The sequence below is a fragment of the Clostridium sp. CM74B_53 genome (genome assembly GCF_036318045.1).
GTDB lineage: Bacteria > Bacillota > Clostridia > Lachnospirales > Lachnospiraceae > Pilosibacter.
The window spans coordinates 47,566-71,637 of record NZ_JAWQDE010000004.1 but is presented as its reverse complement, the minus strand read 5'-3'; the positions used below and the strand labels follow the sequence as shown (position 1 = coordinate 71,637).

The window sequence follows — 24,072 nt, the reverse complement described above, 5'->3', positions numbered from 1 at the left end:
CCTTGCATATTTTTATCGTAAGTGGTATAGTATATTCAAACATGATAAGTAGTTTTCAAAACTACATGTCATGTTTCTGGTATTTAATACAGGTTACTCATTCACATGATTGGAGGAATGATTATGGAACTGAAAATAAAAGATCCCGGAAGCGCGCTGACTCACTTTATCGCAATGCTGGCCGCTATGGCTGCCGCAGCGCCGCTTCTCGTAAAAGCCGCATCCGTCCCCGGGACGATGCATTTAAAGGCGCTCAGCGTGTTCATCGTCAGTATGATCCTGCTCTACGCCGCAAGTACGGTCTACCACACCTTCGATATCTCGGAGCATGTCAATAAACTTCTCCGAAAGATCGATCACATGATGATCTTCATCCTGATCGCCGGAACTTACACTCCGGTATGCCTCATCGTCCTCGGAAACCGTTCCGGATACCGGATGCTGTCCCTCGTCTGGGGCATCGCGATCGTGGGAATCATCATCAATGCCCTCTGGATCAACTGCCCGAAGTGGTTCTCCTCCGTGATCTATATCGCGATGGGCTGGGTGTGCGTCATGGCGATCCGTCAGATCGTCGCAGCCCTGACTCCTGCCGCTTTCGCCTGGCTCCTCGCCGGCGGGATCATCTACACGATCGGCGGCGTGATCTACGCTCTGAAACTGCCGATCTTCAACTCAAAGCACAAAAACTTCGGCTCCCACGAGATCTTCCACCTCTTCGTCATGGGCGGAAGCTTCTGCCACTATATGATGATGTACGGATATGTGGCAGCTGCATAAAATTTTCGTAACTGTTCAGTACCTTCACACCTACAGGAACCTCCCCCGGAGCTTCCCTTCGGATGCATGGCAAGTTACACGCAAAAATCCATTCCAGATCGGCTGCGCCGATGGGATTTTTGCCTTCAAACCCATGTTTTCTTACGGTCAGCGCAGTAAATGCGCAGACCTACTGAACAGTTACAAACTTTCCAACTACACCAATTTCTATTGTTTTCATTTCCGGCGCGGCTAAAAACCGCGCCTTTTTCAGTATAGCAGACTTCGGCTGCTTTGTCATTCTGAACTGTTTTGGCGGTTATCCTGCCTGGTTTCATAGAAAGTTCCATCGGCATTTCCTGTGAAATGAAACAAGTGAAAACACGCTTCGCGAGTTTCCCCTTGTTATCGCGACAGTCGGCCAAGGTCTCGCGCAAGCGCGGGCTTTGGCTCGTTGTTCGCGTAAACAGAAAAAGCAGAGCCTGCCAGCATTTCGCCAGCAAGCTCTGCTCCTTTATTATTGTTCTTATGCATGACCGGATTCTTACCCCGGGCGCTTTTCCTCACAAGATCCATATTCCGGATCCTGCCTGTCTTTTTATCGTTTCCGTCTCTCTTTGTCCCGCTTCCGCTTCTCCTCGAGCAGCCGGTTAAATTCGGCTTCCGCGTCGCCGCCTTCCGCCATGAGACGCTGCCTTCTCTTTTCACGCCGGAGTGCTTCCGCTTCCGCCTCTTTCTTGTTGCTCTGGATCCTGAACCAGATACCGCCGCCGATCAGGGCTGCTGCCGCAAGGATCCCCACAATGATCAGGACGATCTTCACCGGGAATGCAGCTCTTACATCTCCGCTTCCGGCCTGGTCCGACGCGTCTTCACCGTCTGCCGCAGTCGTCACATCCGTTTCTCCCATGGTCTCCGTCTCTGTCTGGTCATCGGTATTTCCGTCGTCGGACGAAGAATCCGCTGCGTCCGTACTTTCTTCGGACGGTTCTTCCGCAGCCGTGGTCTCCGTCCCGCCTGCTGCCTCCGCAGCCGCGAGCGCCTCCGCCCCCGCCTTCGTCATCAGGTACGCAGATCCGATCTTTCTCTCGTTATAAATATAGTTCAGGACGCCGACCGTTCCCTCCGGCGCTCCGTCCGGAACCGCACCGAGACTCAGCTCCGCGTCCGCAAAGCTCGCATCCTTCGGGAGTGTGATCTTCTTTCCCGCCTGGACCGCCAAATCAGACGGTGCATAGCTTGTCCCGTTGACATCCACCTGGTCATCGCCTGTGACATATCTTGTCTCATTCTCCGCGATGTCCACGTTCTGGAAACGGTTCAGTCCAAACTGCAGGAGATTCTTTCCGTCTACAAAATACTGTCTCGGACTTCCCTTTAAGATAACAGATACGACACGTCTACCGTCCTTCTCTCCGTATGTAACGAGTGTGTTTCCCGCTTTTAAAAGATACCCTGTCTTTCCGGCAACCGCCTCCGGACAGTAGTACGGGCTCTCGGTATCCTCCGTGATCACAAGGCGGTGCTCATTTCTCACACTCACCCCGTCCGGGTTGTTCGTGGTCGCACCGACCTTCCATGATTTCGCGGAGCTGATCTCTAAAAGCTTCGGATTGCTGTACGCCGCAGCTGCGATCTTTGTCATGTCGAACGCAGTGACGACCTGATCATCATTGTTGAGTCCTGACGGATTCGCAAAATGGCTCTCCGTGCATCCAAGCTCCGCGATCTTCGCATTCATCATATCCACGAAATCCGGGATGCTGCCCGCGACATGTTCCGCCAGCGCGTTGGCCGCCTGGTTCACGGACGCCAAAAGCAGCGCATAGAGACAGTCCTCAACCGTCATCGTATCGCCAGCCACGAGGCTTAACTTATTTCCGCTGTCCGCCTCCACGGAGTTCATCGCTTTGTCCGAGTAAGTAACCGTATCGGTAAGGTCCGCATGCTCCAGCACTACAAGCGCCGTGAGGATCTTTGTGATACTCGCCGGATAATATTCCACATGGCTGTTCTGTCCGAAGAGCATCGTTCCCGTGTCCACGTCCATGACAGCTCCGGCTTCCGCCTCGATCCCCGTATCAGACGGCCAGTCCGGTCTCGCGAACGCCTGTATCGTCCCCATCTGGGCAAATACGAGCACGCCGCAGAGTACCTTTGCCAGTTTCTTTTTTAACGTATGAATCATAAATTTTTTCTCCCTGTGTTCCGGTTATTCGGCCCCTGGGCCACCAGCTCCTCTTTCTGTTTCCGGGAAAGCTGTTTTACCTTTGCTTCCCGGCTCATCGCCTCTTCCTTCGTCTCGAACGTCTCATACCACACCAGCCGCACCGGCCGCCGCGGTTTCGTATATTTTGCGCCGCGCCCGGAATTGTGCGCGTTCACCCGCTTTTCCAGATCATTCGTCCATCCGCAGTAAAGCGTTCCGTCCGAACACTCCAGAAGATATGTGTAGTTCATCTGCCGTTCTCTCTTTCTCAGGTTCCGGTACCCAGGCACTCCCTGCCCGCGCACCGCAGCACGATCTTCCGATGCTTCGCGTTCCGTCTTTTTACATATTATGTAAACGGCAATGGGACCATGGAATCCATTACCGTCCTCCGAAAGCCAGCGCCTGCGGAATCTATATGAAAGCATCGGGATGCCCTGTTCTGTTGTGATACTGTTATTTTATGCGGCGTCATCAGAAAGGTTCCGGAAGCAATTCTTTTCTCTTTCCGGCGTGCGCAAAAAATCCGCGACCATAATGGTATCATACGGAATTTTCAGTTCAGAAAATTCCTACCCGCGAAAAGTAACAAAAATCCCACTCATACCATTATATAAAATTTTCCCCGAATTGCAACCAGACATTCGGGGAAAATAAAAATTTCAGCCCTGTACCGTTTTTACCAGGATCAGCCTGTCACCGGACCGGATCGTGCTGTCCGTCAGATGATTCAATTCCATGATCCGCTCCACGCTGGTGTGGAACATCCTTGCGATCTTCCAGAGCGTATCTCCCGGCTTCACCACATATCCGATGATCCCCGGCATCTTCTTTAACTTCTCTGTATCAAGCGGCTCCTCCGTCACCGCTGCCACAGTCTGCACACACACAGGAGTCAGCACCAGCACATCCGCCGTGATCTGCGCCTTCACCTCAACGGCATCCCCGCCTGCCATGACCGCGGAAAGTCCGGAAATCCCCGGCGCGATCTCGTAGACCGCATCCTGCGGCAGTCCGTCCGCGGCTGCCATCAGATGAAACGGCAGGACCTCCGACGCCGCACCGACAGGCGCCTGATCATCCGCCGTCAGGTACAGAAGCCGGACCTCCAGCACCCCGTCCATGTGGATCCCGTCCTCCCTGATCTGCACCTCGTCGATCTTCACATCCCCGTCAGCATGGCACACCTGAAGGATCCTCTGTCGCCCGGTGAGCTGTATCTTCTCCTGGAGCTTTGTCCGCGCCTGGTTCCGGACCGCCAGCGTATCAAAACATGCAGTGCCTGTCTCCGGGATCACTTCCCGGTCCAACGCATAGAGGTCGCTCAAAAGCTCCACCTCTTCCTCCTCATAGAGCCTGATATCCAGCTCCATGACCGCGTCCACGGCGATCTCCCGCATCTCCCCGTCGGCATCCGGCTGCAGCTCCAGATCCCGGTGCACCAGCTTTACCGTGATAAACGGGATCATGTCCTCCGCCGACTCCGTAAGCTCCACGTCCCCGGAAAACGGAACAGTCTCCTCAAAACACTGCACCGGCATCTGCCCGCCGCCTGCCGAGTAGACTGCGAACACGAGAAGATCTCCGTTGATATGGATCTTCCCGTCGAGCGGCTTCGTCTCCACATCCTGAAGGCGCATATCCTGCCACAAAAGAGTCTCCGCATCCGGATTATTTCCCGGTATTGAAAGTACCTCCCGCACCCGGAACGTATCCCGCCGCCGCACAGCGATCGCCGCCACGGTCAGCGTCTTCTTTAACACCTCGACCTCACCGTCAAACTTCGCATCGGACGCCGCCTCCATGTCCCGGATCTCGTCCGCCCTGAGGTTCAGCGTCACGAGTGCCTTGACATTCAGCTTTCTCGAATTGATGAGACTCACGTTCAGATCATCCAGCTCCCATCCCGCCTGAACATAATCATTTTCCGAAAGTCCCGGCATATGTACCGTCTCCGTAAACGGAATGCTGCCCGCGAGCGCCGTGAGTTCCCCGCCGGGACGCCGGTACAGGATCCGAAACTCCAGCTTTCCACTCACCTCCGCCTTCTCACCGGGATTTTTCACCGAGTCGATCTTTACCTCCCCGTTTTCCATGATCAGCTCCTCCACATCATCCATGGAATCCGGCACATTAAAATCGTCATCCAGGGTCATCTGGGACGTGACGTTCCCCCGGCGACGATTCATGTGGATATGCTTCTTCAAAAGTTCCATCATAAAAACGCCACCATACCTTTCCAGTTTATGCTTCAGGAAATTGTATGATGACGTTTAACATTTTATACCTGCTGTTTACAGCTCCTTCTTCGCCTCTTCCAGCTCTTTTTCAAGCTCCCACACCCGGCGCTCCAGCTCATCGATCGTGTCCTGGATCTTACAGATGTGCCCCATATTGACCTTCTTCGCCGGATCCTTCACCGGAAGACCGTCCTTCTTCACCTGCCTCGCCGGAATTCCCGCAGCCGTACTGTTCTCCTCCAATGGCTTCAGAAGGACCGCATTCGCCGCGATCTGACAATTATCCCCAACCTCAAAAGCACCGAGGATCTTCGCTCCGGCTCCGATCAGGACATTATTTCCGATCGTCGGATGGCGCTTTCCCTTCTTGGTCCCGACGCCGCCCAGAGTCACACCCTGATAGATCGTACAATTATCCCCGACAACCGTAGTCTCCCCGATCACGATCCCGCATCCATGGTCTATCAGGATCCCATGTCCTAAAACTGCCCCCGGATGGATCTCGATCAAAGTAAAAAATCTGGCAATCTGAGAGATCAGGCGCCCAAGAAACCGCATATTATGCGTCCAGAACCAGTGAGCGATCCGGTGCCAGATCAGCGCATGAACTCCCTGATACAACAACAGAACCTCCAGCGCACTCCTGGCCGCCGGATCCCTCTCCTGCACCGCCTTAACATCAAGCCAGATATCCTTCAATAACATCCTTTTCCTCTCCTTCTGTCATTCATCCGTAACCATCAAAGATCACCCAGCCCGTTCCGGCACAATCCCCTCCGGACAGCTTGCAGATCCGCCAAAATAATTACCAGTATTTTAACAGAATTCGTCGCTAAAGTAAAGTGCTAAACTATCCTACTGAAACACCACCGGCTTATCCCGAAACTCCGTCCTCACGATCAACACCGGAAACGACTCTTCCGTCCCCTTCGCCTCCCCGGCCTCCGGCCCCTGAAGCTCCGTCCGGATCACGATCGAATTATCCGTCTCATAAAGCGCCTTCACCGCCACACTGTACCCGCCGCCCTTCTGAGGTCCCTCACCGATCACAATATACATCTCCTGCCCGTCCGCATATGTAAGCTTAAACGCTTTCTCCCTCTTCTTATCGATCAGCTCCTTCAGCGCTGCCGGAATATCCGCCTCCCCGCTGACCGTAAACTCCAGATCCTCTCCCCTTTTCTCCTCCGAAGCCCCGGACTGACATCCAGTAAATGCCGCGATCCCGCCCAAAATGACCATCAGGACTCCCAGCACCGTAACCACCTTTCTCGCGCGTTTTGGCAACCGTCTGAACATAAAATAAGATCCCCATCATGGATTTTGTTACAATCCTATTCCGGGGATCTTGAAATTATGATGCTCTCACATCGTTACAATCCACGGGCACTTCCTGCCCGTGAAAATAACCTCATATCTGCATTTCAGCGCAGAGACGACCGGTTCTTTTCCCTCAGTCGCTGTCCGGCAGAAACTTGATCTTCACCATGATCTGCTTTGCAACCTGATTCTCCGCAAGCTCAATATCATCCACATGAGTCGCGAACGGCAGATCGCCCTCAAACTCCTCAAGCTCCACACTGATCCAGTTCTGCGCCGCATCACGGGCATTCTCGATCGCGTCCTCTAAGTCAGCGCCATCTGCCTCACACATCTCCAGATCCGGGAAAAATGCGTGGAAACCTGTTCCGTCTTCCTTCTTTGTAAACACAGCAGGATATGTAAATGTCATGATACTCTCCTTTCCTATAAAACGAAAACAGGCCGCAGGCTGCAAAGCAAAACGCTGCAGGCTGCGGCCCATGTTTTATATAGCGGGTGATCTTCTATAACTGTTCATTACCTTCCCAGTTTTCGATTACTCGTTATCCTCTTTCTTATCAGAACGCTCACGTCTGTCGTCGCGGCGTCCGCCTCTTCTGTCGTCACGTTTCTCCGGACGGTCGCTTCTCTCGCGTCTCTCCGGACGAGTCAGCTTCTCAAGATCAGCTGTCATGTCCTCCGGTCTCATCGTCAGGTTGATTCTTCCCATGCGGTCAACCTCAACGACTCTTACCGTAACCTCATCGCCGATGTTGACAACATCCTCAACCTTAGCGACGCGCTTGTCAGAAAGCTTGGAGATGTGAACCATACCATCCTTGTTCGGAGCAAGCTCAACGAATGCACCGAATTCCATGATGCGGACAACCTTACCTGTGTAGATCATGCCCGGCTCAACATCTGTCACGATGTTCTTGATCGTAGCGATCGCCTTGTCGATCATCTCCTGATCAGTACCGCAGACATTGACTGCACCGTCATCTGTGATGTCGATCTTAACGCCTGTCTCCTCGATGATCTTATTGATCACTTTACCCTGCTTGCCGACTACATCGCCAATCTTAGCCGGATCGATGGTGATCTGTGTGATCTTCGGAGCGTACTTGGACAGAGTCTTTCTCGGCTCGCTGATAACCGGAGCCATAATGTTATCCATGATGTAAAGTCTTGCTTCACGGCAGCGTCTGATCGCCTCCTCGATGATCGGGCGTGTTAAACCGTGGATCTTGATATCCATCTGGATCGCTGTGATACCTTCGTGAGTACCGCCTACCTTGAAGTCCATGTCTCCGAAGAAGTCCTCAAGACCCTGGATATCGGTAAGAACGATGTAATCGTCGTCTGTCTCGCCTGTTACAAGACCGCAGGAGATACCGGCTACCATAGTCTTGATCGGAACACCTGCTGCCATAAGGGACAGGGTAGATGCACAGATGCTTGCCTGGGATGTGGAACCGTTGGACTCCATTGTCTCAGATACAGTACGGATCGCGTACGGGAACTCTTCCTCGCTCGGGAGTACCGGTACAAGGGCACGCTCAGCAAGAGCGCCATGACCGATCTCACGGCGTCCCGGTCCTCTGGACGGCTTTGTCTCGCCTACGGAGAAGGACGGGAAGTTGTAGTGGTGCATATATCTCTTAGTTGTCTCATTCTCATCAAGACCGTCAAGACGCTGTGCCTCGGAAAGCGGAGCGAGTGTGCAGGCATTTAAGATCTGAGTCTGTCCACGGGTGAACATACCGGATCCATGTACACGCGGAAGGATGTCGATCTCAGCAGCTAACGGGCGGATCTCGTCGATGCGGCGGCCATCCGGACGCTTGTGGTCTTTTAAGATCATCTTTCTTACGGTCTTCTTCTGATACTGGTAGACAGCCTGTCCGATCAGCGGAAGCCACTCTTCATTCTCAGCAAATGCCTCTTCGAGACGCTCTGTGATCTGGCGGATGTTCTCCTCACGTTTCTGCTTCTCGTCTGTAAATACTGCCTCTTCCATCTCAGCCGGCGGAACGATCTCTTTGATCGCAGCGAACAGCTCATCCGGGATCGCGCAGCTCTCGTAAGTGTGCTTCTCCTTGCCGCACTCAGCAACGATGCGGTCGATGAACTTGATGATCTCCTGGTTTACTTCGTGTGCCTTGAAGATCGCATCGATCATGGTCTGCTCCGGAACTTCCTTTGCACCGGCCTCGATCATGATTACTTTCTCTCTTGTGGAAGCAACAGTAAGTGCAAGATCAGATACCTTCTTCTGTGCAGAAGTCGGGTTGATGATGAACTCACCGTCAATTAAACCAACCTGTGTCATTGCGCACGGGCCGTCGAACGGGATATCAGAAATGCATGTAGCGATCGCAGAACCGAGCATTGCTGTAAGCTCCGGGCTGCAGTCCGGGTCAACAGACATAACAATGTTGTCAAGAGTTACGTCGTTTCTGTAGTCCTTCGGGAATAACGGACGCATCGGACGGTCGATAACACGGGAAGTAAGGGTTGCATTTTCGGATGCCTTTCCCTCTCTCTTTGTGAATCCGCCCGGGATTTTTCCTACGGAGTATAATTTTTCTTCATATTCTACGCTTAACGGGAAGAAATCGATCCCGTCTCTCGGCTTGTCAGATGCTGTTGCGGTAGAAAGAACAACAGTATCGCCGTAGTGCATGAAAGCTGCACCATTTGCCTGCTTTGCAACACGGCCAACCTCAACAGTGAGGGTACGTCCTGCAAGTTCCATGGAAAAACTCTTAAACATGGCTTCGTCTCCTTTTCATTCATTTGCGACAGAAGAAGCCGAAATGGATCTGTCCGTCAACAGGCCGGGACCTGCCGGACATCCATCCGAAACTACTAAACTGGACACGAGTTACAATCCATGGGCACTCCATGCCCCTGCACTGCAGCAGGATTTTTCCGATGTTTCTCATGCACACTTTAGCGGTCTCGGACGTTTCTTCTGCCAATATTTTGTTTACTTAGATAACACAAAGGTGGAGTACACGAAAAACATGCGCTCCACCCATAAGTTTGCTATTACTTTCTGATGCCTAACTTCTCAATAAGAGCACGGTATCCTTCAAGATCTTTCTTCTTCAGGTATGCAAGAAGACCACGTCTCTGACCAACCATCATAAGAAGACCACGTCTGGAGTGATGATCTTTCGGGTTAACTTTTAAATGCTCTGTGAGCTCAGCGATTCTCTCTGTAAGAATTGCGATCTGAACCTCCGGTGAACCTGTGTCACCCGGTTTTCTGCCATACTCAGCGATAATAGCTGCTTTCTTTTCCTTTGAAATCATTGTGATTTCCTCCTTAAAATTCTTAAAACTTACCGATCACCAGGTCCCGGTTGGAGTTATCCGCAGACCGAGCGTCGGCGCTTTTCGCATACTCCGACAGTATATCATACCTGTCTGCAAAAGTAAATCACTTTTTATTGCTTTAGATCACTTTTTAGCTTCAATTGTAATCTCCCACCAGGAAGCGCGAAGCGCCTTCCCCTCTTACCGACGATTCCCAGCGGTGAGCTTCCGGGCTGGGGCGCCTTGATCCGGGGATCTGGTTCCTCTTAGCCCGCAGGAGAATGCGTTGGAGGAAAGAGGACACTTGTCTGAGCGCAGCGAGTTGTGTCCTCTTTTCTCCGCACTTAGCATTCTCATGCAGGCTTAGAGGAACCATCCCCGCATCCCGGGCGCCCCAGCCCGGAAGCTCACCGCGTACTCCCGCCAACCAGCTTTCACTCTCCTCAAAATCCCGGTCCAACCTCCTGCTCCGTCGTCCCTTCCGTCTCCGGCGCAAACCCCGGTCCGACACTCTCCTGATCACCGCCCGCCGCAGGCGTTGTCGGCGCTTCCGTAGTCGGTGCCGCTGTTGTAGGAGCCGCCGTTGTCTCCGGTGCTGCCGTTGTCGGCGCTACTGTCGTCTCCGGTGCTGCCGTCGTCGCAGCAGCCGTAGTCGCCGCCGTCTCATCCTTCTTCGTTCCGCTCGTCGAAGCACTCTCCGTACCGTCTAAATGGTAGCACAGGACCGGATCGCCCGCCGAAATATTCTCGTAGATCGTCTTTGCGACCGCCGGCGGCAGATTGACACATCCATGAGAACCGTTCGTCTTGTAGATCGTCCCACCGAACGTCTTTCTCCAGTTCGCGTCATGAAGACCGATCCCTCCGTTAAACGGCATCCAGTAAGATACCGGTGTCGCATATCCCTGTCCCTTTAAAGTCGCATTCCGCTGCTTATAAGTGATCGAATATGCTCCTGCAGGAGTACTCCAGCCCTTCGCCGCATTTCCCGATACGAAATCCGACTGGACCACCAGCTTTCCCTTCACGTAGAAATAAAGATGCTGTGCCGTAAGGTTGATCTCCACATATGTATTCCCGTAATCATTCCCCGTCCGGCTCGCGCCCTTCTGGGAATACTCCGGCTCCCTCGAGGTCTGTTCCCCGTTTTTGATCAGGCTCACAAGCGTCGCTGCCTCCTTCGCCTGATTGATCTTATAACCGTAGCTTCCGCCGGTGATGGAAACCGTCTTCCCGTAGGATGTCTTCAGACTCTTCGCTTTATACGCAGTATCATAAGAGGCAGCCAGCTTCTTGACATACTCAGTCGCCTTTCCCTCATTGATTCTGACACTCGTTCCGTTCACAGTCAGCCAGTTGTGGATCTCATCTCCGCTCAAAGTCTCAGACTTGTCACCGAATTGATAAGTGATCCTTGCCCCGACATACTTGTTCATCGTCTCACAAGCCGTCTTTAACGCCTCGTCCTCGGAAGTGATGGACGGAGACACATAACATCCCTGTTCCTCCAGATCCACGCTCTCCGCCAGAGACATGACCGCAGCGGCCACCGCCTCTTTCACCTTGTCCTCCAGAAGCTCCGTTCCCTCATCTTCTTTGATGATCGTGTAGCCCCCGGACGTATAATCAGAGATCTTCGCGTCCTGCGGTTCTCTCATATTTTCCTTATCCATGCAGGAGAGACTGTCCACCGCTTCGCCCAGCATCTCATCATTGTATCGGATCAGCGCGTCCGTATTCACCTCATTCACGGATTTTCCGAAGCGGTATTTTCCCCACTCCATCGGTTTCTGGGCCGCGATCGCCTTCGCCAGGGTATCGTCAAACTCCGCGTAGAGTCCCACTTCTTCCCCGGTGATCGACTCGGAGAGATCCTCACGCCCGTTGATCGTGAGTTTGTAGCCCTTTAACTGCTCCATGATCGCGTCTTCCACTTCCGCCGCCGTCTTTCCTGTCACATCCATCCCGTCAACGATGGTTCCCGGCAGAAAACATGTCTTGTATTTTAAAGATTCATGCCAGTAAAGTCCGCCGCCAACGGCTCCGACGAGGACGACCACGCCGCCGCACACGGCAGCGATCTTCACTGCAAGATCCTTATTTATTCCAGGTCCGCGGTCTCTTCCCCGTTTTCTTCCTTTCTGGGCTTTGAATTCCGCATATGTCATCGTCGGCTTCTGCCCGGACGTTCCTTTTTCCTCGCCATCCGGCTTATTTTCTAACTCCAATTTTCCTTCTCCACTTTTCCAGTCATTCTGCCGCCTTTTTTCTTTCAAGATCCAGGCGCATCCTTTTCTGACTCTGTTTTATCTGTATTCAGCCAAGCTGGCTTTTCTGAAAAGAGTGATAGCGTTCCCTGCACTCCCTGATATCATGATCCAGCTGCGCTTTCAGCGCGTCGATCGATGCAAACTTCATCTCCGGTCTCACAAAATCGAGGAGCTCCACTTTCATCTCTTTTCCGTAGAGATCCCCCGAAAAATCATAGAGATATGTCTCCACACCGATCGGATTATCCCCGGAGATCGTCGGTTTCGCTCCTACATTCGTAAGGCCTCCGTAAACCTTTCCGTCCACAGTCACCCGCGTCACATAGACACCGAACTTCGGAAGATGCTTCACAGCCGGCGGGATCAGATTCGCCGTCGGATACAGCTTTGTATGCCCGATCGCATTTCCATGCTCCACTTTTCCGGTGACAAAATAACAATATCCCAGCAGGTCATTCGCCTTCCGGATATTTCCATCCGCCAGCATTTCCCGGATATAGGTGCTGCTGATGATCTTTCCTTCCTCATCGCGCTCTTTATCCACGATAAAATAGCGATAACCATACTCTCCGGAAAGCCGCTCCAGCATCGCACAGTCCCCGGCCGCTTTGTATCCGAAATGGCAGTCCGGTCCGGAGACAATGACTCCGGCGTTCATCCTCCCGACAAGAATATCGGAGATAAATTGTTCCGGTGCCATATGGCAGACTTCCTCGTCAAACGGGTACTCCACGATATAATCCACGCCGACCTGCTCCAGGAGCATCTCGCGCTCCGGGTTCGTCATGATCATGGTCTGCATTTTTCCCTTCACGAGCGTCCACGGAGGCGTCGCGAACGTGAACACGGCGATCTTAAATCCCTGTTCCTTCCATTTCAGCATCTCGTGCATCAGCTTCTGGTGACCTCTGTGAAGTCCGTCAAACTTTCCGATGCTGACAACTGTCTTCTCTTTGATCTGAAACTCTCTGGTTTCTGCGATGTACTGCATGTCAATTTCCTCCCAGAAAGATTTTCTCCGGATAGTACATCCGTTTTTCCGCGTCATACCGAAATACGCCGATAAACGTTCCATCCGAATGGTAAACGCGGAACATGTCCCCGTCTGTTACATTCTTCGCCGCGCGGCTGCGGAACGGATTTCCGTTCTTTAAGAGCTTATCCAGCTCCTCCGTCTCCGATCGGATCTCCGGAAGATCTTTAAAGACTTCCTCCACCGGAAGTACCACCTTACCGAGGCGCCCTTCCTCCTTCAACTTCTGAAGATCATCCAGCTTCAGGCTGTCTTTGATCTCAAATCTCCCCACTTTCGTGCGGAGCAGTTCCTTCATGCATCCGCCGACGGAAAGCTTCGCGCCGATATCATGGCACAAGGTCCGGATATACGTTCCCTTTGAGCAGGACACGGTCATTGTGACCTCCGGGAGATCCATCGTCTCGATCTGAATATCGAAGATCTTTACCGGGCGCGCCTTCCGCTCCACGGTCTTTCCCTCTCTTGCAAGTTCATATAATTTCTTTCCATCGACTTTTAACGCCGAATACATCGGAGGAACCTGGTCATAATCCCCGGTAAAGGAGAGGACTGCCTCACGGACCTGACTTTCTGTAAGTCCTGACGTGTCCTTTGTCCCGATCACTGTCCCCGTTGTATCCTCCGTGTCCGTCTCCGTTCCCAGAAGAAGAACAGCCCGGTATGTCTTATCATGATCGGTCAGCATATCGCAGAGTTTTGTTCCTTTTCCGGCACACACCGGAAGAACGCCTTCCGCCGCCGGGTCAAGAGTCCCTGTATGACCGATCTTTCTCTGTCCGAGGATCCCTCTCATTTTCGCCACGACATCGTGGGAGGTGAATCCTTTTTCTTTATATACGTTAATAATTCCGTCGTACATTCTTTCCTCCGCTCTTATGGACACACGGTCCCGGAATTTTCATTCCAGAAAATTTTCACCCGTGAAAAGCAGCATTTTCATCCCACTGCTCTTTGATCTTTCCGCTGATCTTCTCTGCGATCTCCTCCGGCTTTCCTGTCATCGTGCAGCCTGCAGCCTTTACATGACCGCCGCCGCCGAAGCTCTGGGCAATCCTGCTCACATCAACCTCCGAGTTCGTCCTGAGGCTCACCTTATATTCGTCCGAATTTCCCGTCTCATAGAGCAGGAATACGACCTCTGCGCCCTCAATGACTCGCAGCTGGTCCACGATCCCGTCCGTCGCCTTGACCGTGCACCCGTATTCCTTTAACTCATCCGTTGTCACCACAGTATAGATGCAGCGGTCGTCGAGGATCCTGACACTGTCGAGGAGCGCACGTCCGTGAAGTTTTGCCTGACCGTATGTCTTTGCGAAAAAGCTCTCATCGATGATCTTCGGGAAATCGATCCCTTTCTCCATCAGGAACCCCGCGATATCCATGGTCTTCCTGGAGGTGTTGGAATACTTGAAGACGCCTGTGTCATGGGCAATCCCTGTATACAGGCACTCTGCGACCGCTTTGCTGATCTTGTCCTGATCGAGGAGACCAAACAGCACTTCGCTCGCGGAGCTCGCCCCACTTTCGATCACATTGACCCTGCAGAGACCTTTGTTTGTGATATGATGGTCGATACAGAACGTGTCCTTTGCCGTCTCCCGGTAAGGTGCGAACGCACCGAGGCGCGGAACATCGCTGGCATCCGATGTGATGCAAAGATCGAATGTTTTTGTTCCGTCATATTCTGTGTGTACATCATTATAACCGGAAAGATAGGAAAATTTCACTCCCATTTTCTCCAGATAGACCGAAACCTCAAGTCCCTCATAATTTTCCTTCAGATAATTATAAAGTCCCAGGCAGGATCCGATACAGTCCCCATCCGGGTTTACATGTCCTAAGATCACGATGCTCTTCTTTCCCTCCAGCATCTCATCAAGAATTCCCAATGCTTTCGCCTCCTCGTAATCAGAAAAATCCGGCAGAATCCGCGCCGCGCGCGTCTGACCGGATTCCTCCATATGATCCTCCGCGGCTGCTTCATTTCCGCAGCCGCGGTGCGTCTTCTGTTCCGATCGTGCCGACTCCCGGATACTCCTCCGGACCGCTCCGATCATTCCCCAGATTTTCTACTGGTTGTCGTTTTCTTCCTTATCATCCTCATCCGGCAGATCCTTTGTCACCTCATCGATGAGTTTTGACATGCGGACGCCGTACTCGATGGACTGATCCAGCACGAAGAAGATCTCCGGAGTATTCCGGAGGTTGATCTTCTTCGCGAGCTGGGTCCTGATAAAGCCCTCCGCGCTCTTTAAGCCGCGGATCGTATCTTTTGCCTGCTCCTCATCCGCAAGAACGCTGATATACGCCTTGCAGATCTTGAGGTCCGGTGTGACCGAGACCTGGACCACGCTTGTCATCGGATGAATGCGCGGATCCTTGAGCTCGGAGCGGATGATCTCGCTCAGAGCTTTCTGAACCTCGCCGTTGATCCGGATATTTTTAACACTGTTTTTTCTCATGATATTACCTCTTCTTTAAAACCTATCTCGGTACCTCTACCATGATGTAAACTTCGATCATATCGTCTTCCTGGAGATCGTTGAATCCCTCGAATACAAGACCGCACTCGTAACCTGCTGCAACTTCCTTCACATCGTCCTTGAAACGCTTTAAGGATGCAAGCGGTCCCTCGAAAATCTGCTCACCGTCTCTTGTGATGCGTGCCTTGCTTCCGCGGGTGATCTTACCGTCAAGCACATAGGAACCAGCGATCGTGCCGACTCCGGATGCCTTGAATGTCTGGCGGACAACCGCATGACCGGTTACCTGCTCCTCGTATACCGGGTCGAGCATACCCTTCATAGCTGCCTCGACATCCTCGATCGCCTGGTAGATGACACGGTACAGACGCATATCGACTTTCTCGCGGTCTGCGATGGACTTCGCCTGTGCGTCCGGACGAACGTTGAAACCGATGATGATCGCGTTGGAAGCGGATGCAAGGGAAACATCGGACTCGTTGATCGCGCCGACGCCGCCATGGATGACTTTGACAACAACTTCCTCGTTGGAAAGTTTTACGAGACTCTGTTTTACAGCCTCTACGGAACCCTGTACATCGGCTTTTACGATGATCGGAAGTTCCTTGACATTTCCGGCCTTGATCTGGGAGAACAGGTCGTCTAAGGAAAGTTTTGCCTTTGTATCTTCGATCAGCTTGTTCTTGCTCTCAGCGATGAATGTCTCAGCGAAGCTTCTCGCCTCTTTCTCGTTCTGGTGGGCGATGAAGATCTCGCCTGCGTTTGGAACGTCATTGAGACCGAGGATCTCGACCGGAGTGGACGGGCCTGCCTCTTTGACACGGTTGCCCTTGTCGTCCATCATCGCGCGGACTTTACCGTAGCAGCAGCCTGCCGCTACTGCGTCGCCGACTCTTAACGTACCTTTCTGTACGAGAACAGTTGCGACCGGTCCTCTTCCCTTATCAAGCTGCGCCTCGATCACAAGACCTCTTGCGCGGCGGTTCGGGTTTGCCTTTAGCTCTTTTACTTCTGCTGTTAAAAGGATCATCTCGAGAAGTTCCGGGATTCCCTCTTTTGTATGTGCGGAAACCGGTACGAATACGGTATTTCCGCCCCAGTCCTCAGGGATCAGCTCATACTCGGATAATTCCTGTTTTACTCTCTCTACGTTTGCGCTCGGCTTATCGATCTTGTTGATCGCAACGATGATCTCAACGCCTGCGGCTTTCGCATGGTTGATCGCCTCAACGGTCTGCGGCATAACACCGTCGTCCGCTGCTACTACGAGGATCGCGATATCGGTTGCCTGGGCACCGCGCATACGCATGGCTGTGAACGCCTCATGACCAGGTGTATCGAGGAATGTGATCTTCTGGCCGTTGTAATCTACAACATAAGCACCGATGTGCTGTGTGATGCCGCCTGCCTCTCTGGAGGTAACGTTTGTCTGGCGGATCGCATCGAGAAGAGAAGTTTTACCGTGATCGACATGACCCATTACGCAGATGACCGGCGGTCTCGGAACCATGTCCTTCTCGTCCTCTTCATCCTCTTTTAAGAGTTCCTCGATGACATTGACTTTCTTCTCTTTCTCGCAGAGAACGTCATATTCCATTGCGATCTCTTCGGCTTTCTCAAAGTCGATCTCCTGGTTGATCGTCACGATCGTGCCCTGTAAGAAGAGCTTCTTAACGATATCAGCCGGACGTAATTTCATCTTTTCCGCGAGTTCCTTGATGGTGATAACCTCCGGGATCACGATGGTCTTGATCTCCTCGACCTTCGCCTCCTCCTTCTTCGGCTGCGGCATAACCGGAGCTTTTACGCCCTTCTGGCCCTTTCCTGGTTTGCCTTTCATCTCCATGTCGCGGTCTTTCTTTGCGTCATGCTCTTTCTTGTAAGCATTCTTGCTCTGCTTCGTATTCTGCTGCTTCTGTGCAAGCGGAGTATCGAAGGACGGTTTGGACATGCCCATTCCGCCGCGGTTTCCACCCTGACGGTTGTCATTTCTGCCCTGGAAGCCACCCTGACGGTTTCCGTCGTTTCTTCCCTGATAGCCGCCCTGACGGTTTCCGTCGTTTCTTCCCTGGTAGCCGCCCTGGCGGTTTCCATCATTTCTTCCCTGGTAGCCGCCCTGGCGGTTTCCGTCGTTTCTTCCCTGGTAGCCGCCCTGGCGGTTTCCGTCGTTTCTTCCCTGGTAGCCGCCCTGGCGGTTTCCGTCGTTTCTTCCCTGGTAGCCGCCCTGGCGGTTTCCATCGTTTCTTCCCTGGTAGCCGCCCTGACGATTGCCGTCTCTGCTGCCCTGATAGCCGCCCTGACGATTGCCGTCTCTGCTGCCCTGGTAACCGCCCTGACGATTGTCGCGATTGCCCTGATAGCCGCCCTGACGGTTGTCACGATTGCCGTCGCGGTTCGGGAACGGACGGCTCTCTCTCTGCTGGGACTGACCGTCTGTTCTTCCCTGGTTCGGGAGCGGACGGACATTCTCTCTGAGATCCTTTGCAGGTGCCTCAGATTTTGTCTCCTGTTTCTGTGCAGGTGCTGCCGGTGTCTCGGCTGTCTTTGCCGGTGCTTCTGCCGGTGCGTTTCCTGTCGTCGGTCTTACCTGCATGCCGGAACCGTTGTTCGGTCTTGCCGGTCTCTGTCCGCCCTGTGTACGGTTTCCCGCCGGGCGCTTCTGTGTACTGTTCTGCGGACGATAAACCGCAGCAAATTTCTTCTTTGCCGGTGCTGCCGGCGCATTATTTTCTCCCTCAGCCGGAACTGCCGGCTTTGTGGAATTCTCCTGATTCTGATTCAATGTATCTGTTCCCTCTTTTTTCTTTCCTAAATCCTTTTCAAACTCACTCACGCTCGCTACCTCCAAATCACGTTACAGTGCACAGCCACTTTTCGCCCGTGTACCGCAACTGGATCTTGCCGATGCTTCACATTCCTAATCGGCAAAATGCTTCAACAGTGCCTCGGAAAAATTCGGATCGATCACCGCCAGGGACGCTCTCATCTGCTTTCCCAGGATGTGGCCGAGTTCTTCCTTGTTTCCGAACTCAAAGTACGGGACTTTATAGTAAGTACACATGTTCCGGAACATTTTCTTCGTGTTGTCCGAAGATTCTTCCGACACGATCACCAGCCCGGCTTTTCCGGACTTTACCGCTTTTTCTGTGGAAAACTCGCCGCTTCTGACCTTTCCGGCCTTCTCCGCGAGTCCTAAAAGTCCAAGGATCTTATTTCTGTTCATCGATCTGTTCCATCTCCTTTTTCAGACTTTCGTAAACTTCTTTTGGAATTGCCATTTTAAAGGAGCGTTCCAGTCCACGGCTCTTCACTGCCTTTTCAAAGCATGCCATGGATGGGCAGATGTATGCGCCGCGTCCGTTTTTTCTCCCGGTCGCGTCGATGGAAATCACGTCGTCAGTACCTTTTAAAACCCGGATCAGCTCCCGCTTGTTTTTCATTTCACCGCAGCCGATGCACTGTCTCTGCGGAACCTTCTTTACTGTACTCACTGTCGTCGTTCCCTTCTCTCCTATTCTTCTGTCTCGGCCTGTGCTTCGGAAGTCTCCTCTGCCGGAGCTTCATTTTCTGCCGGAGCTTCTTCTCCTGCCGGCTCTACATCTTTCTCGTACTCGCCCTCAAAACCTTCCTCGCCGAAGTCCATATCATCGAAGAGTCCAAGCTCTCTCGCCTGTGTCTCGCTCTTGATATCGATCTTGTAGGTGGTCAGTCTTGCAGCCAGTCTTGCGTTCTGTCCTTCTTTACCGATCGCTAAGGATAACTGGTAATCCGGAACGATGACCTGTGCCTCTTTCTCGTCCTCATCCGCAACAACGGAGATGACCTTTGCAGGGCTCAGTGCGTTCTCGATCAGGAATGCCGGGTTGTCATCCCAGTTGATGATATCGATCTTCTCACCGCGGAGCTCATTTACGATCGCGTTGACTCTCGCGCCGTTTAAGCCGACACATGCGCCTACCGGATCTACGTTCGGATCTGTAGAGCTGACTGCGATCTTTGTTCTGGAACCTGCCTCACGGGCGATCGCGCGGATCTCAACGGTACCGTCACGAACCTCTGCGATCTCGGCCTCAAACAGACGTCTCACAAGGTCCGGATGGGTTCTGGATACGGAGATTCTCGGTCCTTTCGGGCTGTCCTTGACTTCCAGGATATAAACCTTGATACGCTCGGTTCTCTGGAAGGTCTCGCCTTTGACCTGCTCAGCCTCCGGGAGGATCGCATCGATCTTTCCGAGATCTACGCTGACATTGCGGCCGATGTAACGCTGAACGATACCGGTAACGACCTCTTTCTCCTTGCACTGCCACTCGCTTAACTGGGATTTCCGGCTCTCCTCGCGGATCTTCTGTAAGATCACGTTCTTTGCGTTCTGGGTCGCGATACGGCCGAAATCATGGGAATCAATGGGGATCTGGACGATGTCGCCAAGGACATGTCTCGGAGCGATCATTCTTGCGTCGGCGAGGCTGATCTGTGTGATCGGATCCTCCACGTTCTCAACGACCTCTTTTTCCATATATACGGAATAATCGCAGCCATCCGGATCAATGATGACTTTCACATTGTCGGCCTTGCCGAAATGGTTCTTGCAGGCAGTGAGAAGGGAGTTCTCGATGGCCTCCAGCAATGTGTCCTTACTGATGTTGTACTCTTTTTCGAGTATGTTCATCGATTCCATCAGTTCCTTGTTCATTTTTTATCCTCCTTATTAAAAATCGAATGCCAGACGAATTAAGGCAATGTCTTTTCTATTGAATGTACTCTCGGAACCATCCTCGTAGCGGATCGTCACGGTGTCCGCGTCATATGCTGTGAGGATCCCTGAAAAGTCTTTCTGTCTGTCGATCGCGCGGTACAGCTTGATGTCGACCGCCTCACCGAGACTTCTCTTAAAGTCTTTCTCTTTCTTTAACGGTCTTCCGAGTCCCGGGGAGCTCACCTCTAGGATATAGCTGTCATCGATAAAGTCCTCTTTATCGAGCCAGTCGCTCAGACGTCTCGATACCATCTCACAGTCATCCACTGTAAAACCGCCCTCTTTGTCGATGTACGCTCTCAGGTACCAGGTACCAGCTTCCTTCACGTACTCCACGTCGACCAGTTCATAATTGTTCTCTTCCATGATCGGGGTTAAAAACTTCTCGACCCTGGATTCATATTCCTCTCTTCTTGCCATGGGTTTCCACCGCCTCTCTGCCGGATCTTTCCGGTTATGCAAAACGAAAGAGTGGACGTTTCGTCCACTCTTTTGACCGGTTACTTATGTTATCGATAGTTATCGTACCACAGAAGCTCGGAAAAATCAAGGGGTTTACTTGGAAATATGCCTATTTGCGGGATTTCTGTGCATCTTTGCCGGATCGTTCTCCCTCTGTCATCGCGCTGCAGCAGGATTTTACCGATGGTTCTTCCGTCTCATTGCATGGATGACGGATTTCTGATATACTGTTCCTATCTTAATTATTTAGAAAGCAGACCAGATAATATATGAAACGATTCGTGATCGGGATCCTCGCACATGTCGACGCCGGCAAGACGACCATGTCCGAGGCAATTTTATATGAAACAGGAAAATTAAAGAAAATGGGGCGTGTGGACAACCGGGACGCGTTTTTAGACACTTTCGCGCTGGAACGCGCCCGGGGCATCACGATCTTTTCGAAGCAGGCGGTCTTTCCGTTAGGCGACGCCTCCGTGACGCTCCTTGATACGCCGGGACATGTGGACTTTTCCGCGGAGATGGAGCGGACGCTGCAGGTCCTCGACTATGCGGTCCTCATCGTGAGCGGGGCCGACGGAGTGCAGGGACATACGGAAACTCTTTGGAGACTCTTAAAACGCTACCGGATCCCGGTATTTATTTTTGTCAATAAGATGGATCAGAAAGGGACGGATAAAGAAGCGGTCCTGGCATCCTTAAAAGAACGGCTGGATCCGGCGATCGTGGATTTTACGGGGATTTCCGGATACGGAGAGATTCTTGACTTTGGAAATGTTTCGTCAGACGGTTCCGGAAGCGGAATGACAGTGGACTCTTTCGCACGGTCCAGTTCCGGAAATGAGAGATCCGGTGAAGAGATTTTTGAGGAGATCGCCACCTGTGACGAAGAGCTCCTGGACTCCTACCTGACAGACGGAGTCTTAAAAACAGAAGATGTGCGTAAAGCGATCCACGACAGGAAGCTCTTCCCGTGCTTTTTCGGCTCTGCCTTAAAGCTTACCGGTGTCCGGGAATTTCTGACCGCATTCGGCGAATTCGCGTCATGTCCGGACTATCCGGCAGATTTCGGTGCAAAAGTGTTTAAGATCTCCCGCGACGAAGCCGGTGTTCGGATGACACATCTCAAGGTGACCGGCGGCAGTTTAAAAGTCCGGGATTCTCTTACTGATTCTGAGGAAAAGATCAACCAGATCCGCCTCTACTCCGGAGCAAAATTTGAGGCGCTCAAGGAAGCGGAACCAGGAATGATCGTCGCTGTCACCGGCATCTCCGATACAAGACCGGGGCAGGTCTTCGGATCTGCCTCCGAGAGTTCTCTCCCGCTTTTAGAGCCTGTCCTCACCTACCGGATCCTGCTGCCGTTCGGGACCGATTCCCACACGATGCTAAAAAACATGCGGATGCTCGAGGAAGAAGACCCGCAGCTCCACATCGTCTGGGATGAGACACTCGGCGAGATCCAGGCGCAGGTCATGGGCGATGTGCAGATGGAGATCTTAAAGAGCCAGGTAAAAGACCGTTTCGGCGTGGAGATCGGATTCGGGGAAGGAAATATTGTATATAAAGAAACGATCGCAAAGACCGTCGAAGGAGTCGGCCATTTTGAGCCGCTCCGCCACTATGCGGAAGTCCATCTCCTGATGGAACCGGGCGAACCGGGAAGTGGGATGGTCTTTGCAGCAAACTGCAGCGAAGATATGCTGGATAAGAACTGGCAGCGTCTGATCTTAACGCATCTTGAAGAAAAACGCTTCCGCGGGATCCTGACCGGTTCCGAGATCACCGACATGAAGATCACGCTGATCGCAGGACGCGCCCACCTGAAACATACCGAGGGCGGCGATTTCCGTCAGGCGACCTACCGGGCCGTCCGTCAGGGACTCTGTGAGGCGGGATGTGTGCTCCTGGAGCCTTACTACGCATTCCGTCTGGAGGTTCCGTCCGAGAATCTCGGACGCGCGATGGCGGACCTCGACCGGATGCAGGGTGAATTTTCCGCACCGGAGCAGGACGGCGCAATGGCTCTGCTCACCGGGACCGCGCCGGTTTCCACGATGCGGAACTACCAGCGGGATGTGATCTCCTACACGAAAGGACGCGGAAGACTGACGCTCAGCCTTTCCGGGTATGAACCGTGCCACAACGCGGAGGAAGTCATCGCTGCTTCCGGATATGATTTCGATTTTGACCTTCAGGACCCGGCAGGATCTGTTTTCTGCTCCCACGGCGCCGGCTTTGTCGTTCCGTGGAACGAAGTGAAAAACTATATGCATGTGGAGAGTCCGCTCGCAAAGCAGCTTGCGAAGGAAGCGCAGGAGCGGGATTTAAGAGAGGCAAATGAACGGCTCCAGGCGATGGAGGCCGATGTGGCGGCCGGGAAGGTTCCGGCCGGAGCAGCCGGCGGCAGTACAAAGTTTCGTTCCGGCAGTCCCTCTGGTGCTGTTTCTGAGGCAGCGGTTGCTGCAAATACAGGTTCCGGCTCTTCCCGCGGCCGCGGAGACGGCTCTCTCTCCTTCTATGATGATAAGGAACTCCAGGCGATCTTCACCCGTACATACGGCGAACCGAAGCGAAAACTCGCCTCGGACTATGACTCCCGCACCGTGATCCGAGCCAAAAATACAGCTCCTGTAAAACCGTCAAAAGAGAAAGAGGAGCCGGAAGACGAATATCTTCTCGTCGACGGCTACAACATCATCTTTGCATGGGACGAGCTGAGTGAGCTTGCCGCCGTCAATATCGATGCGGCCCGCTACAAGCTCATGGACATCTTGAGCAATTATCAGGGATTCCGGAAGATCTGCGTCATCGTTGTCTTCGACGCCTACAAGGTTCCGGGCGGTGTCGAGAAAGTCCAGAAATATCACAACATCCACGTTGTGTATACAAAAGAAGCGGAGACCGCAGACCAGTACATCGAAAAAGTCGCGATCCGTATCGGCAGGCGTTACCGCACCACCGTAGCAACCTCCGACGGCGTGATCCAGCTCATCATCCGCAGTCAGGGGTGCATCCTCTGGTCCGCGAGGGATTTCCGTGAGGAGATCGAGCGTGTCGGAAAGCTGATCTCCGAGGAGAAAGGAAAGCATACCGGCAGTGCGAAGAATTACCTCTTCCTGCACGCCGATGAGGAGACGAGAAAATATCTAGAAGATGTGCGGCTGGGGAAGAAACCGGAGATGCCGTAGTCATTTTTCGCAAATGGCGGAATTTCTCATTTTTCTG

20 protein-coding genes are annotated in these 24,072 nt (G+C 52.8%); 2 read left to right on the top strand and 18 right to left on the bottom strand.

Going from position 1 to position 24,072, the window contains the following annotated elements:
* The first annotated feature begins 123 nt into the window (after window positions 1-123).
* A complete protein-coding gene (gene trhA / locus V2546_RS04575) occupies window positions 124-780 on the top strand; it encodes a PAQR family membrane homeostasis protein TrhA (RefSeq protein WP_118298993.1) in 657 nt (218 codons plus the stop codon).
* Window positions 781-1,357: 577 nt separating this feature from the next.
* On the opposite strand, the gene V2546_RS04570 is transcribed toward trhA, so the two are convergent.
* The 18 genes from V2546_RS04570 to V2546_RS04485 form a co-directional block, all read right to left on the bottom strand.
* Entirely contained in the window at window positions 1,358-2,947 is a 1,590-nt protein-coding gene (locus tag V2546_RS04570; RefSeq protein ID WP_329751665.1) for a D-alanyl-D-alanine carboxypeptidase family protein, read from the bottom strand.
* Entirely contained in the window at window positions 2,944-3,219 is a 276-nt protein-coding gene (locus tag V2546_RS04565) for a GIY-YIG nuclease family protein (RefSeq protein ID WP_329751664.1), read from the bottom strand. Before V2546_RS04565 ends, V2546_RS04570 begins: the two co-directional genes overlap by 4 nt.
* 411 nt (window positions 3,220-3,630) lie before the next feature.
* Window positions 3,631-5,187: a DUF3794 and LysM peptidoglycan-binding domain-containing protein gene (locus V2546_RS04560; protein WP_486463560.1), complete on the bottom strand. Its 1,557-nt coding sequence runs from the start codon at window positions 5,185-5,187 to the stop codon at window positions 3,631-3,633.
* Between the two features lie 75 nt (window positions 5,188-5,262).
* Window positions 5,263-5,913 (bottom strand): serine O-acetyltransferase, encoded by a 651-nt coding sequence (cysE, locus tag V2546_RS04555; protein WP_215703320.1) that lies wholly within the window; start codon window positions 5,911-5,913, stop codon window positions 5,263-5,265.
* A 150-nt stretch (window positions 5,914-6,063) separates the two neighbouring features.
* Complete coding sequence (locus tag V2546_RS04550) at window positions 6,064-6,507, bottom strand: protease complex subunit PrcB family protein (RefSeq protein WP_329751663.1); 444 nt, start codon at window positions 6,505-6,507, stop codon at window positions 6,064-6,066.
* Between the two features lie 154 nt (window positions 6,508-6,661).
* Window positions 6,662-6,940, bottom strand: coding sequence for a type II toxin-antitoxin system HicB family antitoxin (locus V2546_RS04545; RefSeq protein WP_118298987.1), 279 nt, complete (start codon window positions 6,938-6,940; stop codon window positions 6,662-6,664).
* Between the two features lie 126 nt (window positions 6,941-7,066).
* Window positions 7,067-9,286 carry a polyribonucleotide nucleotidyltransferase gene (locus tag V2546_RS04540; protein ID WP_329751662.1) on the bottom strand — a complete coding sequence of 740 codons (2,220 nt, stop codon included), beginning with the start codon at window positions 9,284-9,286 and terminating at the stop codon, window positions 7,067-7,069.
* 278 nt (window positions 9,287-9,564) lie between these two features.
* Complete coding sequence (gene rpsO / locus V2546_RS04535; RefSeq protein WP_118298984.1) at window positions 9,565-9,831, bottom strand: 30S ribosomal protein S15; 267 nt, start codon at window positions 9,829-9,831, stop codon at window positions 9,565-9,567.
* A 446-nt stretch (window positions 9,832-10,277) separates the two neighbouring features.
* Window positions 10,278-12,062 (bottom strand): L,D-transpeptidase family protein, encoded by a 1,785-nt coding sequence (locus tag V2546_RS04530; protein WP_329751661.1) that lies wholly within the window; start codon window positions 12,060-12,062, stop codon window positions 10,278-10,280.
* Between the two features lie 88 nt (window positions 12,063-12,150).
* On the bottom strand, window positions 12,151-13,095 hold the full coding sequence (locus tag V2546_RS04525; RefSeq protein WP_215703316.1) for a bifunctional riboflavin kinase/FAD synthetase: 945 nt from the start codon (window positions 13,093-13,095) through the stop codon (window positions 12,151-12,153).
* 1 nt (window position 13,096) lies between these two features.
* A complete protein-coding gene (truB, locus tag V2546_RS04520) occupies window positions 13,097-13,999 on the bottom strand; it encodes a tRNA pseudouridine(55) synthase TruB (protein WP_118530696.1) in 903 nt (300 codons plus the stop codon).
* Window positions 14,000-14,054: 55 nt separating this feature from the next.
* Window positions 14,055-15,101, bottom strand: a complete 1,047-nt coding sequence (locus tag V2546_RS04515) for a DHH family phosphoesterase (RefSeq protein WP_329751659.1) — start codon at window positions 15,099-15,101, stop codon at window positions 14,055-14,057.
* A 108-nt stretch (window positions 15,102-15,209) separates the two neighbouring features.
* A complete protein-coding gene (gene rbfA / locus V2546_RS04510) occupies window positions 15,210-15,602 on the bottom strand; it encodes a 30S ribosome-binding factor RbfA (protein WP_118298980.1) in 393 nt (130 codons plus the stop codon).
* Window positions 15,603-15,624: 22 nt separating this feature from the next.
* On the bottom strand, window positions 15,625-18,456 hold the full coding sequence (gene infB, locus V2546_RS04505) for a translation initiation factor IF-2 (protein ID WP_329751658.1): 2,832 nt from the start codon (window positions 18,454-18,456) through the stop codon (window positions 15,625-15,627).
* Window positions 18,457-18,540: 84 nt separating this feature from the next.
* On the bottom strand, window positions 18,541-18,846 hold the full coding sequence (locus V2546_RS04500; protein ID WP_118530688.1) for a L7Ae/L30e/S12e/Gadd45 family ribosomal protein: 306 nt from the start codon (window positions 18,844-18,846) through the stop codon (window positions 18,541-18,543).
* Window positions 18,833-19,114, bottom strand: a complete 282-nt coding sequence (rnpM, locus tag V2546_RS04495; protein ID WP_021904668.1) for an RNase P modulator RnpM — start codon at window positions 19,112-19,114, stop codon at window positions 18,833-18,835. The genes V2546_RS04500 and rnpM overlap by 14 nt, the downstream gene beginning before the upstream one ends.
* A gap of 20 nt (window positions 19,115-19,134) precedes the next feature.
* Window positions 19,135-20,319, bottom strand: a complete 1,185-nt coding sequence (gene nusA, locus V2546_RS04490; protein ID WP_118530684.1) for a transcription termination factor NusA — start codon at window positions 20,317-20,319, stop codon at window positions 19,135-19,137.
* A gap of 15 nt (window positions 20,320-20,334) precedes the next feature.
* On the bottom strand, window positions 20,335-20,802 hold the full coding sequence (locus tag V2546_RS04485; RefSeq protein ID WP_118298977.1) for a ribosome maturation factor RimP: 468 nt from the start codon (window positions 20,800-20,802) through the stop codon (window positions 20,335-20,337).
* 311 nt (window positions 20,803-21,113) lie between these two features.
* Between V2546_RS04485 and V2546_RS04480 the strand changes: the two genes are divergently transcribed.
* On the top strand, window positions 21,114-24,035 hold the full coding sequence (locus tag V2546_RS04480) for a translation factor GTPase family protein (protein WP_329751657.1): 2,922 nt from the start codon (window positions 21,114-21,116) through the stop codon (window positions 24,033-24,035).
* The last annotated feature ends 37 nt before the right edge of the window (window positions 24,036-24,072 follow it).

Excerpts from the sequence above, each read along its gene's own strand:
- V2546_RS04480 (WP_329751657.1), top strand. The coding sequence starts at position 21,114 with ATGAAACGATTCGTGATCGGGATCCTCGCACATGTCGACGCCGGCAAG.
- V2546_RS04525 (WP_215703316.1), bottom strand. The coding sequence starts at position 13,095 with ATGCAGTACATCGCAGAAACCAGAGAGTTTCAGATCAAAGAGAAGACA.
- V2546_RS04545 (WP_118298987.1), bottom strand. The coding sequence starts at position 6,940 with ATGACATTTACATATCCTGCTGTGTTTACAAAGAAGGAAGACGGAACA.
- V2546_RS04500 (WP_118530688.1), bottom strand. The coding sequence starts at position 18,846 with ATGAACAGAAATAAGATCCTTGGACTTTTAGGACTCGCGGAGAAGGCC.
- V2546_RS04540 (WP_329751662.1), bottom strand. The coding sequence starts at position 9,286 with ATGTTTAAGAGTTTTTCCATGGAACTTGCAGGACGTACCCTCACTGTT.
- V2546_RS04485 (WP_118298977.1), bottom strand. The coding sequence starts at position 20,802 with ATGGCAAGAAGAGAGGAATATGAATCCAGGGTCGAGAAGTTTTTAACC.
- V2546_RS04560 (WP_486463560.1), bottom strand. The coding sequence starts at position 5,187 with ATGATGGAACTTTTGAAGAAGCATATCCACATGAATCGTCGCCGGGGG.
- V2546_RS04515 (WP_329751659.1), bottom strand. The coding sequence starts at position 15,101 with ATGGAGGAATCCGGTCAGACGCGCGCGGCGCGGATTCTGCCGGATTTT.
- V2546_RS04565 (WP_329751664.1), bottom strand. The coding sequence starts at position 3,219 with ATGAACTACACATATCTTCTGGAGTGTTCGGACGGAACGCTTTACTGC.
- cysE (WP_215703320.1), bottom strand. The coding sequence starts at position 5,913 with ATGTTATTGAAGGATATCTGGCTTGATGTTAAGGCGGTGCAGGAGAGG.
- nusA (WP_118530684.1), bottom strand. The coding sequence starts at position 20,319 with ATGAACAAGGAACTGATGGAATCGATGAACATACTCGAAAAAGAGTAC.
- rpsO (WP_118298984.1), bottom strand. The coding sequence starts at position 9,831 with ATGATTTCAAAGGAAAAGAAAGCAGCTATTATCGCTGAGTATGGCAGA.
- rbfA (WP_118298980.1), bottom strand. The coding sequence starts at position 15,602 with ATGAGAAAAAACAGTGTTAAAAATATCCGGATCAACGGCGAGGTTCAG.
- V2546_RS04550 (WP_329751663.1), bottom strand. The coding sequence starts at position 6,507 with ATGTTCAGACGGTTGCCAAAACGCGCGAGAAAGGTGGTTACGGTGCTG.
- V2546_RS04570 (WP_329751665.1), bottom strand. The coding sequence starts at position 2,947 with ATGATTCATACGTTAAAAAAGAAACTGGCAAAGGTACTCTGCGGCGTG.
- trhA (WP_118298993.1), top strand. The coding sequence starts at position 124 with ATGGAACTGAAAATAAAAGATCCCGGAAGCGCGCTGACTCACTTTATC.
- truB (WP_118530696.1), bottom strand. The coding sequence starts at position 13,999 with ATGTACGACGGAATTATTAACGTATATAAAGAAAAAGGATTCACCTCC.